12 protein-coding genes, 1 tRNA gene and 3 pseudogenes are annotated in these 18,716 nt (G+C 63.2%); 6 read left to right on the forward strand and 10 right to left on the reverse strand.

All coding sequences use genetic code 11. The annotated features are described in order from the left end of the window. Nucleotides 1-77: 77 nt before the first annotated feature. Nucleotides 78-471: pseudogene (locus D2T30_RS00660) on the reverse strand (hypothetical protein). Next, nucleotides 468-848: pseudogene (locus D2T30_RS00665) on the reverse strand (recombinase zinc ribbon domain-containing protein); the annotation flags it as partial. The pseudogenes D2T30_RS00665 and D2T30_RS00660, both read right to left, overlap by 4 nt. A gap of 45 nt (nt 849-893) precedes the next feature. On the opposite strand from D2T30_RS00665, the pseudogene D2T30_RS24005 reads away from it, so the two are divergent. Both D2T30_RS24005 and D2T30_RS00675 read left to right on the forward strand, forming a co-directional pair. Further along, nucleotides 894-1,970: pseudogene (locus tag D2T30_RS24005) on the forward strand (DUF2793 domain-containing protein). A gap of 54 nt (nt 1,971-2,024) precedes the next feature. Continuing rightward, a complete protein-coding gene (locus D2T30_RS00675) occupies nt 2,025-2,402 on the forward strand; it encodes a hypothetical protein (protein WP_128207230.1) in 378 nt (125 codons plus the stop codon). 12 nt (nt 2,403-2,414) lie between these two features. Here the strand turns inward: D2T30_RS00675 and D2T30_RS00680 are convergent, their stop codons facing one another. Together D2T30_RS00680 and D2T30_RS00685 are read right to left on the reverse strand one after the other, a co-directional pair. Further along, on the reverse strand, nt 2,415-3,080 hold the full coding sequence (locus D2T30_RS00680; protein WP_164884170.1) for a HEPN domain-containing protein: 666 nt from the start codon (nt 3,078-3,080) through the stop codon (nt 2,415-2,417). Between the two features lie 24 nt (nt 3,081-3,104). Then, nucleotides 3,105-4,088 (reverse strand): helix-turn-helix transcriptional regulator, encoded by a 984-nt coding sequence (locus D2T30_RS00685; protein ID WP_128207231.1) that lies wholly within the window; start codon nt 4,086-4,088, stop codon nt 3,105-3,107. Nucleotides 4,089-4,193: 105 nt separating this feature from the next. On the opposite strand from D2T30_RS00685, the gene D2T30_RS00690 reads away from it, so the two are divergent. From D2T30_RS00690 to D2T30_RS00705, 4 genes are all read left to right on the forward strand, one after another. After that, on the forward strand, nt 4,194-7,517 hold the full coding sequence (locus D2T30_RS00690) for a TM0106 family RecB-like putative nuclease (protein WP_128207232.1): 3,324 nt from the start codon (nt 4,194-4,196) through the stop codon (nt 7,515-7,517). Then, nucleotides 7,510-7,935, forward strand: coding sequence for a DUF6508 domain-containing protein (locus tag D2T30_RS00695; protein ID WP_128207233.1), 426 nt, complete (start codon nt 7,510-7,512; stop codon nt 7,933-7,935). Before D2T30_RS00690 ends, D2T30_RS00695 begins: the two co-directional genes overlap by 8 nt. 168 nt (nt 7,936-8,103) lie before the next feature. Further along, complete coding sequence (locus D2T30_RS00700) at nt 8,104-11,334, forward strand: AAA family ATPase (protein WP_241651153.1); 3,231 nt, start codon at nt 8,104-8,106, stop codon at nt 11,332-11,334. Further along, a complete protein-coding gene (locus D2T30_RS00705; protein WP_128207234.1) occupies nt 11,334-12,647 on the forward strand; it encodes an McrC family protein in 1,314 nt (437 codons plus the stop codon). Before D2T30_RS00700 ends, D2T30_RS00705 begins: the two co-directional genes overlap by 1 nt. 311 nt (nt 12,648-12,958) lie before the next feature. Here D2T30_RS00705 and D2T30_RS23520 read toward each other — a convergent pair whose 3' ends face one another. The 6 genes from D2T30_RS23520 to D2T30_RS00730 form a co-directional block, all read right to left on the reverse strand. After that, the gene (locus tag D2T30_RS23520; protein WP_241651154.1) at nt 12,959-13,378 is read right to left on the reverse strand and encodes a transposase; all 420 of its coding nucleotides are present in this window, start codon (nt 13,376-13,378) and stop codon (nt 12,959-12,961) included. Then, nucleotides 13,299-14,084 (reverse strand): hypothetical protein, encoded by a 786-nt coding sequence (locus D2T30_RS23525; protein WP_241651155.1) that lies wholly within the window; start codon nt 14,082-14,084, stop codon nt 13,299-13,301. The genes D2T30_RS23520 and D2T30_RS23525 overlap by 80 nt, the downstream gene beginning before the upstream one ends. A gap of 431 nt (nt 14,085-14,515) precedes the next feature. Then, a tRNA-Glu gene (locus tag D2T30_RS00715) sits at nt 14,516-14,590 on the reverse strand. A 255-nt stretch (nt 14,591-14,845) separates the two neighbouring features. Next, a complete protein-coding gene (locus D2T30_RS00720; protein ID WP_128207235.1) occupies nt 14,846-16,489 on the reverse strand; it encodes a CTP synthase in 1,644 nt (547 codons plus the stop codon). A gap of 149 nt (nt 16,490-16,638) precedes the next feature. Next, on the reverse strand, nt 16,639-17,007 hold the full coding sequence (secG, locus tag D2T30_RS00725; RefSeq protein ID WP_128186739.1) for a preprotein translocase subunit SecG: 369 nt from the start codon (nt 17,005-17,007) through the stop codon (nt 16,639-16,641). Between the two features lie 160 nt (nt 17,008-17,167). Continuing rightward, nucleotides 17,168-18,661, reverse strand: a complete 1,494-nt coding sequence (locus D2T30_RS00730; protein WP_128186737.1) for a Do family serine endopeptidase — start codon at nt 18,659-18,661, stop codon at nt 17,168-17,170. Nucleotides 18,662-18,716 lie beyond the last annotated feature (55 nt).

The following is an 18,716-nucleotide window of genomic DNA, read 5'->3' on the forward strand; positions in this document are numbered from 1 at the left end:
TTTTGTGCTCGACCCCGGTGCTTTGGTCAAGAGAAGTATGGACTCTTCGACAGGAGTCTGGAAGCGGTGATCGACCATCAGGTTGTTGGGCCAGAACGTCCTTTGTGGCTCTCTAGCACGGCAGGTGCCTGTTGCTGCAGGCTCCACTCCAACGGGAAAGGCTCCAGCACCTGCGCCAACGTCACCTCCCGGCCCAGCTTGTCGTCCAGGATCGCCTCAACGAGGTCCGGTGCAAGCAGCGTTAGGCGCAGGATGCGCGTCATATAGGACGTTGCGATCCCCTCCTGCTCTGCCAGTTCGGCGATGGTAGCGAACTCACCCGACTTGAGCATCCGCTTCCAGCGGAAGGCTCGCCTTGCGGTCTGGCCGAACGCCATCGGGCAGGTGCATTTCCTTTCGGCCGCCGCGCTTAACGACGCGGAACGGGACGTGGAGCGTCACGGTCTCGGGTATCGGCGCGCCGTGTGTCATGCGGCTTCTCCGATGTCGCCGTCCAGCATCTCGCGGGAAAGGCCAGCGAGACCGTCGATACGTAGCCGCAAGTTCAGGCCGTCGACTCCGATATCGACGCGCCCGACCAGCAGAGCCACGACGCGTGCCTGTTCGGCGAAAAGTTCGTCCCAGAGCGGGTCCAATTGCTGCAGCGCCATGCGGGCGTCGGCTTCGGAGATGTCTTCAGCGTGGGCGCTCGCCGCCTTCCACGTCCCGGCCACGATCTCGGGCTGGCGGAACACGGCGCGCAGCTGGTCAATGACGGCGGTCTCGATCTCGCCAGCGGGCACGCGGCCAACCGGACACGACCCGGCGCCATGCTTCAGCACCGTCTGGCTGACATAGTAGCGGTACAACCCGGGGGGCGCCGAAAACCGTCACGCTGACCTTCTGAGGATCCCATGTCCGACGCCACGACCCATCTGCTGCTGCCCTATATCCTGGCGGCACAAGCCCAGAAGCATGTCACCCACAATGAGGCGCTGCGAATCCTCGACGGGCTCGTGCAGCTCTCCGTCCTCGACAGGGACCTGACCGTGCCGCCCGGCAGCCCTGCGGATGGCGACCGCTACATCGTCGGTTCGGGCGCGACGGGCGACTGGGCGGGCTGGGACCTGAACGTCGCGCTCTGGACCGACGGCGCCTGGCTGCGCCTGCCGCCACGAACAGGCTGGCGGGCGTGGGTCGAGGACGAGGGCCTGCTGATGGTCTACGACGGGTCTGGCTGGGTCGGCACCACGCCCGCGGCGCTGTAAAACATGGCACTCTTGGGGCTCGGCACGACGGCGGATGCGTCGAACCCGTTCTCGGCCAAGCTGAACGCCGCGTTCTGGACCGCGAAGACCATCGCCGAGGGCGGGACCGGTGATCTCTTCTACACCATGAACAAGGAGACTGCGGCCGACGATCTGGGCCTTACCCTCCAGACTGGCTATGTGACCAAGGCGCTGGTCGGCCTGTTCGGCTCCGACAGGTTCCGGCTGGTGGTCTCCGCCGACGGCAGCGCCTTCTTCGACGGGCTGATCGTCGACAACGCCACCGGCATCGTCGATCAGCCCCGGCTGCCGCGCTTCAAGGGCTATACCAACTACGACAACTATGTCGCCGTCGACACCTGGACGAAGATCGGTATCAACAACACCGACACCAACGATCAGGGCGTGTTCGATGCCGCGAACAACCATTTCGTCGCTCCGGTCGCCGGCACATACCTCTTCGGCGCCACGCTGCTCTACAAGGTCAATTCCAGCACCAATGCCCGGATGCGCGGCCGGCTCGTCCTGAACGGCAGCACCGAAATCCGCGGCTCGCGGGGGGAGGTTTCCGGAGCGCACGCCTCCGAGGCGACGGCGCTTTGACTGCAGACCATGGCGCTGCTTGATCCGGGCGACACGGTGGAACTTCAGGGCACCTTCCGGGCAGCCGACGGGTATTTCGCGGCCGACCATACGTCCTTCTGGGGCGTGAAGGTGGGGTGAGGCGCGAGAGGGAAATCCGTGGCCAGTTCGGACAGTGGTGGATAAGCTCTCCCCATGAACAAGGACGCCGAAAAACGGATCGCCGCTAGGCTCGCCAAGATCATGGCGATGCTCTGTGTGCGCAACACCCATATCGAGAACATCCATGCGGGCCTCACACCCGTAACGCATACCGGCGACTGGAGCGACGTCACCGTGGTGGATGCCGATGGCCGACGCATCCCCTGGACCGAGGTCTCGCATATCACCGATGACGACATGCGCGAACTGATGCGGGATATCGTCAACCGCCTCTACACGTTCCACCTCTGCGCCGACGATCCCAAGCTGCAGGCCGAAATCGAAAAGTGGATGGCTGTCGCGGGCAAGTGGGACGAGCCGGAAATCGATCAGAGGATGATCGGGCGCCGTGGCACCCAGCCGGGAACCTGAGGACCACGATCCTTACGGGACCACCGGATAGAACGGCTTGCCCCAGTCCTTGCCGGGATTGTCCATCATCAGATCAATGAAGGTCGGCATCAGGAAGCCAAGGATCGCGGCGCCGTCGCGGACCTGCGCCCGGTTCACGCCGCTGTTCCAGGTGGCGCCGCCATGGACCAGCTGGTTGCGCAGGACATAGAGCCGGTCGAAGACGAAACTGAGAACGCGCGCCGTGTCGCCGGCCTGGAAAGCCTGCGTGAAGGACCGGGCTGAGGACTTGAATTGATCCTCCCAATCGTCGAATCCGTCGATGCCGTTGTGATGCTGCCAGAACGGATTGAAAACATAGCGGTTTTCCAGCAGCAGCCGAACCGGCCCCGAAAACCGCTGCCAGACGGCCTTGTAGATGCGCCGGTCGCCATCGAGCGCCACCAACCGCCCGAAGAAATCGGCGAAGGCCGCGCGTTCGCCGGGGGCAATGGCCTGAAACTCCCGCTCGTCCGCATAGGCCGCGTTAAACGCGATCCAGAGGAAGATGAAGCGAGCGTCATCGTCCTCGCCGCAAGCCTCGGCGCGCCCGATCCAGCTGATGGCGCGATGGACGCGCAGGCCCATGGTCTCGGGAAAGCCACCGCGAATGGCGCGCTGCCTGGTCTTCAGCGCTGCATGGTCGAGAACATCCTTCATCCACAATCTCCCACTGAAAATCCGTCACGGCAAGGCATCGAAATCCGGCCTTCGATAGCCTTCGACCAGGGTCCGCAGCCCGTCAGGCGCGATCACCTCGACCTTGTCGCCCCATTGATAGAGATGCCATGCCATCTCGAGCCATCCGGCCGCATTGAACCGGACGATCAGGCTTCCGTCGTACTGCGGCTCAAGGATCTGGGTGGGGTGAAAGCGGAATTCGGCGGCGCGCGCGGCGGCCTCGGGCGCGAAACGCCAGATCACCTCGCCATACTGCGCCGGGTCCTGATAGACGCCGAAGGCCTTGGCGGCATAGTCCTCCAGGATGAACCCCCGCGCGAAGGCAAAGCTTTCGTCCAGCACCTCGGCGGCATGGATCCGGTCCATGCGGAAATTCAGGATCGTCTCGCTGCGCGCCGGCTGCCGCGCCACGAGGTAGCTGCGGTGACCCAGCAGCAGGCCGTGCGGTTCGATCACCCGTGGAGCGGCGTCCGCCGCTCCGTAGGTGACGCGCAGGCGAAACGGTCCTCGCAGCGCCTCGATCACGGCATCCGTCACCTCTGGGCGCAAGGCGACGGTCGGACCGGGGCGCATGACCTGGCCAAGACCCGCCAGCACTGCTTCGGCGTCGGCCTCTGACCGGCTGGCGTCACGCGGAGTCAGCCGCGCCAGCAGCCCGTCACGCAGATCCTCCAGTGCCCGCGCATGACGCAGTCGCGCCTGGTCCCGGGCAGACCGGGCGGCGATCTCCAGCGCCTCGATGGTGGTTTCCTGTCGCGGTTGCAGGCGCTCGGACGGGGGCGCCTCGAGCCGCCAATAGCGACGGCGATCCTCGGCATCCGTGGTCGTGACATTGGCGAAGGCGGCGTCCAGCGCTTCGGTCATCCGTTGCGCGGTGCGGTGCGAAACGCCGAACTCGGTGCAGATGTCCTTAAGACAGACGCCTCCGCGTCGGGAGGCCGCCATCTGGGCAAGACGAAGCAGATCCTGAGCCTTGGCGAAAGACATTTGACCACTATGCCAGAAATTGACACCATCATAAGCTATTGATGAACTTGTGGTCTGTCGAGGCGATTCCCTCGGGGATCGATTGTCGCAAGTATTGGAGCAGTAATGAGGAACCTCGACGGCCGCATCCTACTGTCCGCCTCGGATCTCATGCGGTTCATGGGCTGCACTCATGCGACCACTCTCGATCTGGCCTTCATGCGCGGCATCGGCCCCGAGCCGCGGGAAGACAGCGAGGACGCGGCCCTGCTGCAAAAGCAGGGCGACGCCCATGAGGCTGCGCATCTGGCGCGCCTCAACGCGGCGGGCCGCGGTATCGTGGAGATTTTGCGCGGCAACCTCGCCACTGACGCCGAGACCACGCGTGCGGCACTGGCGGCCGGGCCGGAAGTGGTGTTCCAGGGGGCCTTCCTGTCAGGCAACTGGGGCGGCTGGTCGGATTTCCTGGAGCGGGTCGAGCGCCCCTCCGCGCTTGGATCCTTCAGCTATGAGGTGGCCGACACCAAGCTGAAGCGCCGCCCGCACCCGAAGCATGTGCTGCAACTGGTGCTCTATTCCGACCTCTTGACCGAAATTCAGGGTGCTGCGCCCGAGTTCGCCCATGTCGAGCTGGGGGACGGCACCCGCGCAACCCTTCGGCTATCGGATTACGCGGCATACGCCCGCATGGCGCGGGCACGGCTTGAAGATTTCGTGACCGATCCGCAGCCGACACGCCCGACGCCACGTGCCGATTGTGGTTTGTGCCGCTGGGGAGATCATTGTGCCGGTGTCTGGCAGGCCGAGGACAGCTTGTTCAATGTCGCCAATATCAGCCGCAGCCAGGTGAAGAAGCTGGAAGCGGCGGGGATCACCACGATGGCGGCACTTGCAGGTCTCGATCACCCGATCCGCGGCATGGCGGAAAACACGCGTCTGCGCCTTGTGACACAAGCCCGGCTGCAACATGCCCGCAAGACCGGTGCACCTGCTTTCGAACTGCGCGCACCCGAAACCGGAAAGGGCTTCGATCTGCTGCCCGAGCCGCAGCCGGGCGATCTGTTCTACGATATCGAAGGCGATCCGCATTTCGAGGGCGGCCTCGAATACCTGCATGGCGTCTGGTTCGACGGGCAGTTCCGCGCATTCTGGGCGCACGATCATGCCGCCGAGGGGCGCGCGCTCGCCGAGCTGCTGGAGTTCTTCCGCGCGCGTCTCGTGGCATACCCCGATGCGCGCATCTATCACTACGCCGCTTACGAGATCACCGCGCTGCGGCGGCTCACCACGAAATACGGTATCGGCGAAGCCTTCCTCGATCGTCTTCTTCGCGAGCGGCGTTTCGTCGACCTGTTCGCCGTGGTGCGCGGCGGGCTGATCGGCTCCGAGACCAACTATTCCATCAAGTCGATGGAGGCCTTTTATGGCCGCAAGCGCGAGGGCGAGGTCAAGACGGCGGGCGGATCGGTCGTGGCCTATGAGAACTGGCGCGAAGCCGGTGAGCAGCACATCCTTGACGAGATCGAGGATTACAATCGCATCGACTGCATCTCGACCGAGGAGTTGCGCGACTGGCTGGTCGGCATTCGGCCTAGGGGCCCATGGCCGTCGCCCGGTCAGGACGCAGGCAGCAAGGAAGCAGAGGAGGATGCCGACACGCAGGCGCTGCGTTCGGCTCTTGCGGCATCCGGCCTATCCGAAGACCGACGGGAGACGCTGTTCAACTTCGGCCTCTTTCACAAGCGCGAAGCCAAGCCCGCGCAATGGGCGGTGTTCGACAGCGTGGGCAAGGACGAGGACGATCTGATCGACGATCTTGATGCACTCGCCGGGCTCGAAGCCGTGGGGTCGGCCGAACCCGTCAAACGCTCGATGGCGCGCACCTATCGCTTCCCGCAGCAGGAAACGAAGTTGCGGGGCGGCAGATCGGCGACTGTGCCGGTCCTCGATGGTCCACCTGCTACCATCAGCATCACGGATCTGGACCGCACCGCGCGCGAGATCACCCTCAAGGCTGGGGCGGCGAAGGCGCATCTTCTGACAGACCGCCTGACCCTGCACCCGGACTGGCCGCTGAATACCGACGTCATCGCTGACGCCCTGCGCGATGTGATTGCCGATCAATGCGGCCCGCGCACCTACCAAGCGGTTGATGATCTGCTGTCCCGCGCGGCGCCGAGCCTGACCACTGGCCCGCTGCGGCCCATTGACCATCCGGTCGCGGGGACAATCGCCGCCGTGGCCGCGATGGATGGAACCGTGCTGCCTATCCAAGGACCACCCGGCACCGGCAAGACCTATGTCACCGCAAGAGCGATCCTGTCGCTGGTGCGCCAAGGCGCGCGCGTGGGCGTCACCTCGAACAGTCACGAGGCGATCCGCAACGTGTTGATGGGCTGCCTGAGCGCGCTGGAGGATGCGGACCTGCCGATCACGCTCGACCTCGTCCACAAGACCGGCGGAGAGGATGACGGCTATCCCGAGGATTGCCCCGTCCATCGCACCAACAGCAATGACGAGGCCGCCGGCGGAAGGCATGTTGTCGGTGCTACTGCCTGGTTCTTCACCCGCGACGAGAACGTGCAGGCGTTCGACTGGCTGTTTGTGGACGAGGCCGGACAGGTGGGACTGGCCAACATGGTCGCCATGGGCCGTGCCGCAAAGAACATCGTTCTGGTCGGCGATCCGCGCCAGTTGCCACAGGTTGTCCAGGGCGCGCATCCGGAACCCGCGAACCTCTCCTGCCTCGATTGGATGCTGGGCGACCACGCCACCGTGCCACCGGACCGGGGCATCTTCCTGCCGGTCTCGCGCCGGATGCACCCCGAGGTCTGCCGGTTCATCTCCGATCAGGTCTATGAGGGGCGGCTGGAAAGCCATCCCGACACCGCGCGTCAGGCCGTGACCGGCACTGGCTTCCCCGAGGCAGGGGCCTACTGGGTTTCGGTGTCGCATGAGGGCAACGCGCAGATCGCGCCCGAGGAAGTCACCGCCATAAGGGCTGCCGCAGACGACCTGCTGAAGGGCACATGGACTGACAAGGACGGCCAGACGCGACCCATCCGACAATCCGATATTATCGTCGTCGCACCCTACAACGCGCAGGTGAACGCCCTGCGCGGCGCGCTGCCCGAAGGCATCCGCGTCGGCACGGTGGACAAGTTCCAGGGCCAGGAAGCGCCGGTCTGCCTCGTCTCGATGACCGCATCATCGGCCGAAGAAACGCCTCGCGGCATGGAGTTCCTGTTTTCGCTCAACCGTATCAACGTCGCCGTGTCCCGCGCCAAGGGGCTGGCGCTCGTCTTCGGCGCCCCGCGCATGCGCGAGGCAAAATGCGAGACGGTCGAGCAGATGCGGCTGGTGAACACGCTGTGCGCTCTGCCCAAATATGGAGACATTGGAATGGGCAAGAAATTCGATCATCTGTCTCGCGATCGAGCCGATGCCTGATCCCGATCTCCGCATCCTCGCACGCTTCTTGCCGGAATTCGAAAGTCCGGATTTCCCGCTGGGCGTCTGGTCCCCGATGCAGCAGGCGGAAGATGGTGTGTACACCATGCCGTACGTCACGCTTTCTCCGGTCGTGGAGGAGTTTGTGCAAGCGGCATACGACGGCGGATGGGTGCTGTGTGATTTAGACTGGCCCAAGTGGAAGGAAACGGAAGAAGCGATAACGCGCTATCGCGATCCTGACGCATTAGCCCGTGCGACGCCTCACCAACTCGCGCAGTTGCTTACGGTGTTCATCCGCCAGGACCGGTTCGTCGAGGGAGCCTTGCTGGACGACGTCAAGAGCGGCCACGTCCTCGCAATACTCCGTCGCGCCGCAGAGCTCCTGGGGTCTGGCGAACCTTCGTCCGAGTGCTGAGACCACCCAATGGAACTTCGCAGTCCATACATCTTCATGATCCTGCGAACCAAGAGTATGACGCCCATGTTCTTCGCGTGACAGTTGCGGGAAGCAACATGCGAACCTGTCGATCAAATGCACCTCGTCAATACATTGTGCGCACTGCCTAAAGCTGGAGAAATTTGAATGTGGGAAGGCTTCAAGGCACGCCTCGACGAGAATGAGCTAGATCGTCCGATACCGCTGCGCCGCGTTCTGTTCGACGTGCTTCGCAGCTCGGGGCTTCGCCCCGGGAACGGCGTCACCAAGAAAATGCTGGCATTCGAGTTTGGCGAAGGTGAACGCCTCCTTTGGGAAATCCAGAACCCGAGCAATGTCTTTATCCACGAGAAATGGCGCGATCTGATCGAGGCGAACGGCTTTTCCAACGAGCCGAGGCCCTTTCAGAGCGGCATGAAGGATGGCAGTCGGCATTCCGCCCTCAGCCGCGACTGGTCCTTTGGCGATGCCAACTGTTTTGTCGTGCGGATCGAGAGCGCCGAAGCCTTGCGCCGGCTGATCGCGGTGCTGTTGCAGTCCAGCGATGCCTTGGTACTCAACCCAGCTGCGATCACGCGCTGGATCGAGCGGCTGCGCCATTTCTTTCCAGCACTCGACCGTTTCGACCTGCCGGATCCGCATTTCGACGAGGCGGAACGGACCTACAAGCTGGAGATCGCGGCCGTGCTCAAGGCCGCGATCGGGCAGGCTGGCTCCGATCAGGAACTGGCCGATGCCGTCAACACCGCACTGGTCAAAAGCAACCTTCTGCAATGGCGTGCCTATTGGCCGATGTCGCCCAAGGGGGATGCCGATCGCGAAAAGCTATGGCCCGCCTTGCGTGGGCTTGTCGATGCGGCGCTGGGCACGCCGGAGGGCCACGCCGCTGCGCTGGAAGCCTTTGTCGACGCCTGGCTAGCAGCAGTTTCGGAGGGCAAGCCCGATCCGGCGCGCCAGATCGCTGAATTCCTGTTCCTCCATCTCGCTCCTAACGATGGCATTTATATTCGCCATTCCGTGCGTCAGGACCTCTGGCTGGAAGCCGTCGGCAGCCGGTTTCCCGATCACGCGTCGATGGCCGACACCTATCGTGACGAACTGCGCTTCATGCAGGCGGTACGCCGGGCCTTCGCGTCCCAAGGCTTGGCGCCGCGCGATATGATCGATGTGCAAGGCGCGCTGTGGATCGTCCACAACTACAAGGAAGAGGACGCGGCCACATCTTCGCGCGAGGCGATCGAGGCCGCGATGGACGCCTATGACAGCTACCGGCGGTCAGGCGAGCATGGCGCCATCTTCGATGCCTTCGGCGAACCGCGCGACTATTGGGTCCGCTCGACACGCGAGCGGCCAAATCGGGTTTACCCTTCAAAGCCGATCGTCGGCTTCCTGCGCGGGAAAACAAAACTCAATGGTGGTTGGGGGCAGAAGGACGATGCCGCCGCGCAGCTTCACAACGCCGGTTATATCATCGTCGATGGCGATGACACGCCAGTCACCCCGCCCGAGCGCTATGAGCATCTGATCGGCAATGCCGACCGGATCCGGCTATGCGCACGCAACTATTATGTCGAACCGGCTCGCGAGAGCGGCGCGGCGGAAGTTGCGATCCGTGCCGGCGACCTCGGCCACAACATGGGTCTGCGCGATCGGCATCCGGCGATTTGCAGTGCGCTCGGGAGCGAGGAGTTCCAGCGATGTGCCCAGGTTCCACCGCCGACGAACACCTTGCCCAATCCCAGCAGTTCCACAGTCTTCACCTATCAGCTCGCCTCAGCGGAAGGGCACGAAACCATGACCTTTGAACCCATGATCGCGATGCCCGCCGCCACCAATCTCATCCTTTACGGCCCTCCGGGAACCGGCAAGACCTATGCCACGGCCTGGGAGGCCGTGCGGCTTTGCCTGGGTGACGCCGCAGCCGAACCGCTGCGCGATGATCGCGACGCCCTGATGGACGAATATCACCGTCTTGCCGGCGAAGGCCGGATCGAGTTCGTCACTTTCCACCAGTCCTTTTCCTACGAGGATTTCGTGGAGGGCTTGCGGCCGACGACGGGGAGCGAACAGGAAGGTGGCGAAGAAAGCGCCAGTGCCTCGGGAGGCTTCAGCCTCAAGCCCCATGCCGGTGTGTTCAAGATCATCAGCGAGAGGGCACGGCTCGACACGGGTGATGCGCCTGCCAAGCGACTCGACCGTTCGCGTCCGATCTACAAGATCGCGCTCGGCCAGCGCGGCAGTCAGGAAGACCGCATCCGCGAAGGCCTCGCTGGCGGATTAATCCATCTCGGCTGGGGCGGCGATATCGACTGGTCTGGCGAGCGTTTCGACGATTTCGAAGAAATCAGGAAGGCGTGGAACGACCAGAAGGATCCCGATGCATCCGGCAAGGACCCCAATATCGAAATGCTCTACGCGTTTCGGTCCGGTCTCCAGGTCGGCGACTATGTCGTCATCTCCGATGGCCGTGACAGCTATCGCGCCTTCGGACGGGTGAGCGGCGAATATTATTTTGATGCCGATGCCGATTTCCATCCACACCGGCGCAGCGTCGAATGGATCTGGCGAGATGACAACGGAGCGGAGCGCGCACCATTCTACGCCCGGAACTTCCGCCGACAGTCGGCCTACCGGCTCGATCCGAACCGGATTGACTGGGATGCGTTGGAATCGGTGGTGATCGATCCCAATGCCGAGCGGCCGGTGGCGAGCGCGCGGCCGCATGTCCTCATCATCGACGAAATCAACCGGGCCAATATCTCCAAGGTTTTCGGCGAATTAATCACGCTGCTAGAAATCGACAAGCGGCTAGGTTGCGAAAACGAAGTCAGGGTCAGACTTCCCTATTCGGGGACGAGTTTCGGCGTACCTGCCAACCTGCATATCATCGGCACCATGAACACCGCGGACCGCTCTATTGCGCTGCTCGACACTGCCTTGCGCCGCCGCTTCACCTTCCGCGAGCTGATGCCCGACGTTGAAGAACTACGCCGGGTGCTGGCGGCGCGGCAGCTTGATGCCGCAGATCTCGAGGGGGTCGATCTGTGCAAGCTGCTGCACACCCTCAACGAGCGGATCGAATATCTCTTCGATCGCGAACACCAGATCGGACATGCCTATTTCACCGGTTGCCGCAGTCGCGCCGATGTTGAGAACGTCATGCGTCACAAGGTTATCCCGCTTCTGGCGGAATATTTCTACGAGGACTGGTCGAAGGTCGCCGCCGTCCTTGGCGATGGCGACGGAGCTAACGGCTCCCATTTTCTCGAAGCCAGACGATTGATGGTGCCGGCCGGCTTTGCCGATGATGAGTTGGGCGGGGACAAGCTGCGCTGGAGCGTGAAGGCCAGCTTCGATTTCTCGGACTTTGCAGCCTGATGGCCGCCTACACGGTTCGTGAATGGGACAAGCTCGCTTATGGCGAGGCCGTAGGTCAGATCCCGACTCGCCATGCCGACCGACTGGCGGGGCTGGCGGCCCGCTCGGCCTTTGCCGGCCGTGGCGGCAGCGGGGTGCTCGAACATGGCCGGTATGCGTTGCGAGCTCGCGGCGTGGTGGGGATTCTCGTGGCGGGCGATGCGAGCCTGGAGATCTTGCCCAAGATCGATGTGGCGACCGGTGAAACACCCGATCACCAGAACGCGGCGATCCGCAAACGCCTGGTGCATATGCTGGCCATTGCGCTCGATCTCAAGATCGACCTCGGCGTCATCACCGATCTCGCCTGGCAGCGCGAAACGCTGCTGGAAATCCTGATCCGCATCTTTTGTGACAAGCTGACCGAAGCCCTGCGCGAGGGCATGCCACGCCGCTATGTCGAGCGCGAAGAAGACTTACCGACCTTGCGCGGCCGACTCGACATTACCCGCCAGTTCACCCGTCATGCGGTCAATCCTTCGCGCCTCGCCTGCCGCTTCGATCTCCTCTCAGAAGACACCCCCCTGAACCGCATCATGAAGGCCGCAGTGGTCCGCCTGTCACGCCTCTCGCGGCGCAGCGCCAACCAGCAGCGCCTGCGCGAGCTCGCCCTTGTTTACGCCGATATTTCCGATGTGCCGATCCCGGCGCTGCGATGGGATGATGTCATCATCGATCGCACCAACAGGTCTTGGCAGGAGCTGTTCGTCATGGTGCGCCTCTTCCTTCAGGACCGCTACCAGACGACGACGGGCGGGCCTGGCCAAGGCACCGCGATGCTGTTCGAGATGAACGCGCTTTTCGAAGAATATGTCGGGCGGCTGATCGGTCGCGCGCTGGCGGGAACCGGGCTCACCGTCTCGCTGCAAGGCGGACGCCTGTTCTGCCTGAGCGCGCAGGACAGCGAACGCGGGCTATTCCAGACCAAACCCGACATCCTGATCCGCAGGGGCGGCACAGTAACCCATGTCATCGATACCAAATGGAAGCGGATATCCTCACGGATCGATGACCCCAAACAAGGGGTCTCGCAGGCCGACGTCTATCAGATGATGGCTTATGCGCAGCTCTATCGCGCGCCGCGCTTGACGCTGCTCTATCCCCATCACCCTGGCCTCGGAACCGACGAAGTGATTCACGCCCGCCATCGGATTACCGGGCATGCCACTATTCTGGAGACCGCGAGCATCGACGTGGCGAACAGTAAGAATATGCTTGATCGCATCCGGCAACTGCTTATCGGCGATGACGCCATGGTCGATGCCATTGTTTGACCATGGTCGAAGCCGTCTTACCCGATTGACGGCGCTTAAGGCAGGCCCCGAACGCGCTGGCATCGTGATGCACCAAGCGTGCGGTGCCGAAGCGTAAACTGCAGGGGTGAGATCAGGAAAAATATAATAAATTCAATACTTTGATCAGTAGAGATGGGGTGGATGCCGCTCTCCCCTGACGACATCGCGATGTGCCAGACACACGGTATCGAGGCAGAGACTGGGGATGTGGCAGCTGTGGGAGAGGCTCTGGCGGATGCCTTCGGCGTCAAAGCCGTCAAGCTTTCTGCGGCTTGCCTCTGAACCACGGATCACGCCGCCTCGCGAGTGTAGGAGGTGATGATGCCGCCAAGCTGGCGCCGGCAGCGGATCGGGCCGTCACGGGCAGGTCGAAAGTCGACCTGCAGCACATTGTTCCCGATCTCGCGCCCGCGATGCGGGCGCTCGACATTGTAATGGTGCACCCATGTGCGCAGGATATAGTCGAGCTGAGACCGGCTGAAGCAGACGAAGAAGTCCAGGCATTCGCGCTTGATGGTGCCGATGAAGGATTCGGCGAAGGCATTGGCATTCGGCGCCCTGTGCGGGATCTGGATGACCCTGGCAGCTTCCGATGCCCAGACGGTATCGAGGCTGCCGCTGAACTTGGTGTCAGCGTCGCGGATCAGGAAGCGCGGCGTGATCCCCTGTTCCGCGCACCACATCAGCGTGTTGCGGGCCTGCTGGGTCACCCATGCCGAGTCGGGGGCGTAGGTCGGGGCGCTGCAGACCACGCGGCGGCTGCCGAGATGGATGAAGATCAGCACATAGGCCGTCAGCGGACCACGGGCGGTGAACACGGTCTTGGTGAAGAAGTCGCAGGCGACCATGCTTTCCATATGCGCCCGGACGAAGGTGGTCCACGGCAGGGCCGGCTGCTTTTTCCGCTTCTCGGGGGCTCGGGTGGATGCCCGCCTCATTGAGAATGCGCTTGACCGAATTGGCGCCGGCATAAAGCCCGAGCTTTTTCAGTTCCCCGGCGATCCGCTTGTAGCCCCAGAGAAGGTTTTCCGACCCGATGCGGATGACGACATCGCGCAGCTCCTGTGTCAGGCGCGGGCGCCCGACGGCCTTGAAGGGGCGCCCGCTGCGCATCTGGGCGAGCCAGCGCTTGTAGGTCGCGGGCCTGGCCACCTCCATGAGCCCGTCGATATCGTGCCCGCACTCCGCCCCGATGCGCAGCAGCTCGGATTTCTCGGCGGGCGACAGGATGATCCGTTGCGCCGGGATGCGGGTCCGCAGAATATGGATCTGGGCCTTGAGCAGCCGCATCTGCGCGTTGTGCCGCGGCATGAAGAGCCGGGCCAAGAAGACCAGAAGGAGGGAGAACGTCGAATTCATCTTGCCGGGCTCCACCACGGCGCTAAAAATTGCCGTCATGTCAATGCGATGAGACATGCCTACATTTTGGCACCCCTCTCAGGGAAGACCAGAAACGCGCGGGGCGGAAGACGGCCGTCGTGAATGAACGGCGGGCCGCAGCGGACAGGTCCGTTGATCTCCGCATGAGGGTATAGGAACCACAGTCACCCGTTTCGCTGCCAGTCCCGACTGAACCAGATGACCATTCAAACCATCATCTGCATCATATAAAACAATGACTTAGGTGGTGGAGAAGGTTGTCTTTCAGGCCCATCCCCTCCGATCGTTCTCGGCATAGTCGAAACTTCCGAAATTTGCCGCCGGGTTTCCACGTTCGCGCGATCGTTTCCGGCGTTGCGACGGGTCCACCAAGGATTAGAAGGTGCTGATTTTTCACTGTAGTAGTTCTGTATTAGGATTTTCAGATTCTGAAATTTCGCCTAAAATCAGCTACTTACAGCTAGAAGTGGCAGCCCGTAGGGGAGTCGAACCCCTCTTTTCAGGTTGAAAACCTGACGTCCTAACCGATAGACGAACGGGCCACTTCTGTTGCGCTTTGCGGCGGGGTCATCGGCCTCGTCGCTGGCGTGACGCGGTATTTAGGGTAGTGGGAAAAGATACGCAAGCGCTAATTTCAAGTTTTTGCAGTGCAGAGAGATTTTTCGTAAAACATATAAGTATCAAGATATTACCGATCCATCATAGGGCGTGGCGCGCCATGCTCCGGAACGGAAAATGCCCCGCTTGCGGGCGGGGCATGAAGGGCTGGCGGCGCAGCCGGAAGGCGACAGGCGGGCTCAGACGAGGCGGCTCTGATCCTTCGCGGCCTTCACGAAACCGGCGAAGAGCGGATGCGGCGCGAAGGGCTTCGATTTCAGCTCCGGGTGGAATTGCACGCCGATGAACCAGGGGTGGTTCTTGTGCTCGACGATCTCGGGCAGGCGGCCATCCGGCGACATGCCGGAAAACACCAGCCCGCAGGCCTCGAGCTGGTCGCGGTAGCGGATGTCTACCTCGTAGCGGTGGCGGTGGCGTTCCTCGATCGTCGTCTCGCCATAGACCTCGGCGACCTTCGAGCCTTCCTTCAGCACCGCGGTATAGGCGCCAAGGCGCATCGTGCCGCCCTTGTCGTCATCCAGCTTGCGCTCGACCCGGTGGTTGCCCTGCACCCATTCCTTCAGGTGGTAGACGACGGGGGTGAAACGCTTGCGGCCGGCCTCGTGGTCGAATTCCTCGGAGCCGGCATCGTTGATGCCGGCCAGATCGCGGGCCGCCTCGATCACCGCCATCTGCATGCCAAGGCAGATGCCCAGATAGGGGATGCCCTTTTCCCGCGCATAGCGGGCGGCGCTGATCTTGCCCTCGGTGCCACGCTCGCCGAAGCCCCCGGGAACGAGGATCGCGTGGAAATTCTCAAGATGCGGGCCGGGATCTTCGTGCTCGAAAATCTCGGCGTCGATCCATTCGGCCTTCACCTTCACCCGGTTCGCCATGCCGCCGTGGGTCAGCGCCTCGGCGATCGACTTGTAGGCATCCTCGAGCTGAACGTATTTGCCGACGATCGCCACCCGCACCTCGCCATCGGTGTTGGTCAGACGGTCCATCACGTCTTCCCAACGGCTCATGTCGGGCTTCGGAGCGGGGGAGATGCCGAAGGCGTCCAGCACCGCCTGATCCAGCCCGGCGCGGTGATAGGCGAGGGGGGCTTCGTAGATCGACTTCAGGTCATAGGCGGGAATCACCGAATCCGGCCGCACATTGCAGAACAGCGCGATCTTCGCCCGTTCCTTGTCCGGGATCGGCTGTTCCGAGCGACAGACCAGCACATCCGGCTGCAACCCGATGGAGCGCAATTCCTTGACCGAATGCTGCGTCGGCTTGGTCTTCAGCTCGCCCGAGGCCGCCAGATAGGGCAGCAGCGTCAGGTGCATGAAGATGCACTGGCCGCGCGGGCGTTCCTGCGCGAACTGGCGGATCGCCTCGAAGAAGGGCAGGCCCTCGATGTCGCCCACCGTGCCGCCGATCTCGCACAGCATGAAGTCGACCTCTTCGTCGCCGATCGAGATCCAGTCCTTGATCTCGTTCGTGACGTGGGGGATCACCTGGATCGTCTTGCCGAGGTAGGCGCCCCGGCGTTCCTTTTCCAGCACGTTGGAATAGATCCGCCCCGAGGAAACGGAATCCGTCTTGCGCGCCGAAACGCCGGTGAAACGTTCGTAATGGCCAAGGTCGAGATCGGTTTCCGCGCCGTCGTCGGTGACGAAAACCTCGCCATGTTCAAAAGGCGACATCGTGCCGGGATCGACGTTCAGATAGGGGTCGAGCTTGCGCAGCCGGACCGAAAAGCCGCGCGCCTGCAACAGCGCGCCCAGTGCCGCGGAGGCAAGGCCCTTGCCCAGCGATGATACCACACCGCCGGTAATGAAGACATATCGTGCCATGAAGCCCCCGTGATTTGCAAAAAGACATAGTCATTCCGGAACCAAAAAGGTTCAGGATCACGGGACTTAATATCTAACCGATTCGGGCGGAGCCCGCAACCGTCCCGCTAAATTTTGTGATTTTTCAGGGCGCAGACCTAAGTCTGGTGTCATTCCGCCGCAGGCGGCGTGACAGGCCCGTCGGTCGCCGGGGCGGGCGGCAGTTCGACCTGCGGCAGGGCCGGGCCGGTCGCGGGCGCCGTCGCCGGAGCATCCTGCAGGAAGCGGTCGACGACCGAGGTCACCCCGGCCTTGTGCGCGGACAGCACCGTCAGCGTCAGCGAGGTGACGATGAACGCCGCCGCAAGTGCCCAGGTCAGCCGGGTCAGCGCATTGGCCGCCTGACGCCCGGTCATGACGCCCGTCCCCGAGGACGATCCGCCCATGCCAAGACCACCGCCTTCCGACCGTTGCAGCAGCACGATGCCGATCAGCAGCAGCGCGAGGATCAGGTGGATCGAAAGGACGACGTTTTCCATAGGGCATGGTTCCGTTAGCTGACGGGTTTATCTATTCGCAGGAACCTGTCGCCGCAACCCCGTAGTTTCAACTTAGCGCGATGGCGGGGGCGAAAGGTGCCCCGAACGCAGACCGGCCGCCCCTGAAGGGCGGCCGGCTGAAGACACGACTGCGTGGCGATCAGTCGACCGGCAGCGCGACGAAGCGCGGCTCGCCGGCGCGGCGCACCAGAATCAGCACCGATTTCCGGCCGCCGTCCTTGGCCGCCTTCACCTGATTCTCCAGATCCGCAAGCTGCGCCACCGGCTGTTGCCCGGCCTCGACGATCACATCGCCTTCGCGCAGGCCACGGTCATAGGCCGCCGAGGTTTCCTCGATCGACTTGACCACCAGTCCGGTCTGACCCGAGGACAGGTTGAGTTCCTGGATGAGCTGGTCGTTCAGCGGCATCAGCGTCATGCCCAGAACCTCGCCCTGCGTTTCGGCGGGGCGGTTCACCGCGGCGGGGATCGCCTCGCCCTCGGCGGTCTCGCGCCGGCCGAGCTTGACCAGCAGGGTCTGTTCCTTGCCCTCGCGCACGACGACCACGCGCACCGCCTCGCCCACCGGGGCATCGGCCACGCGCCGGACCAGATCGCGGGAGTTCTTCACTTCGCCGCCGTCGAAATTGACGATCACATCGCCCGCCAGAATGCCGGCGTCCTTGGCCGGGCCGTCGGGCACTTCGGAAACCAGCGCGCCTTCGGGCTTGGGCAGGCCCATGGCCTCACCCATCTCGGGGGTGATTTCCTGGATCTTCACGCCCAGCCAGCCGCGCCGCGTTTCGCCGAATTGCTTGAGCTGGTCGACGACCTTCTTGACCACGTTCGACGCCATCGAGAAGCCGATCCCGATCGAGCCGCCGTTGGGCGACAGGATCGCGGTGTTCACGCCAAGCACCTGTCCGTCCATGTTGAACAGCGGCCCGCCCGAGTTGCCGCGGTTGATCGCCGCGTCGGTTTGCAGATAGTCGTCATAGGTGCCGCTCAGCTCCCGGTTACGGGCCGAGACGATCCCCGCCGAGACCGAGAAGCCCTGACCAAGCGGGTTGCCCATCGCCATCACCCAGTCGCCCACCCGCGCCTGATCGCTGTCGGCGAAGGGCACGAAGGGCAGGGGCTTGTTCGCCTCGACCTTCAGCAGCGCGATATCCGTCTTGGTGTCGGTGCCGATCAGCTTGGCGTCCAGCTTCTCGCCGCTGTAGAACTCGATCTGGATCTCGTCCGCATTCTCGATGACGTGGTTGTTGGTGACGATATAGCCGTCTTCCGAGATCACGAAGCCCGAGCCGAGCGCCTGCGAATGGCGCGGCTGCTGCGGCCGGTTCGGCTGCTGCTGCGGCATGTTCGGGAAGGGGAAGTTCGGGAACAGGTCGGAGAAGGGCGAGCCGTCCGGGAAGGGCGAATCCTGCTGCGTCGGCGTCGAAACGGTCTGTGTCGTGGTGATCATGACCACGGCCGGGCTGACCCGTTCGGCCAGATCGGCAAAACTGTCGGGCGCGGCGCGGGCGAAGGCCGGGGCCATCGGCGTCACGGCCAGGGCGGTGGAAAGCATCATCGCCCCGAGCACCCCCGTCACGAGCCGCGTGCCACGGATCGCCTTGGGCGCAAACAGGGAAAGGGTGGTCTTGATCATGGTTCGCTCCGAAATCTCGCGCCGGGTGTCGCCGGCCTTGAGCCTGTTAAAGACC

It is taken from the genome of Paenirhodobacter populi, assembly GCF_004022215.1.
In the GTDB taxonomy this organism is placed as follows: Bacteria; Pseudomonadota; Alphaproteobacteria; order Rhodobacterales; family Rhodobacteraceae; genus Rhodobacter; species Rhodobacter populi.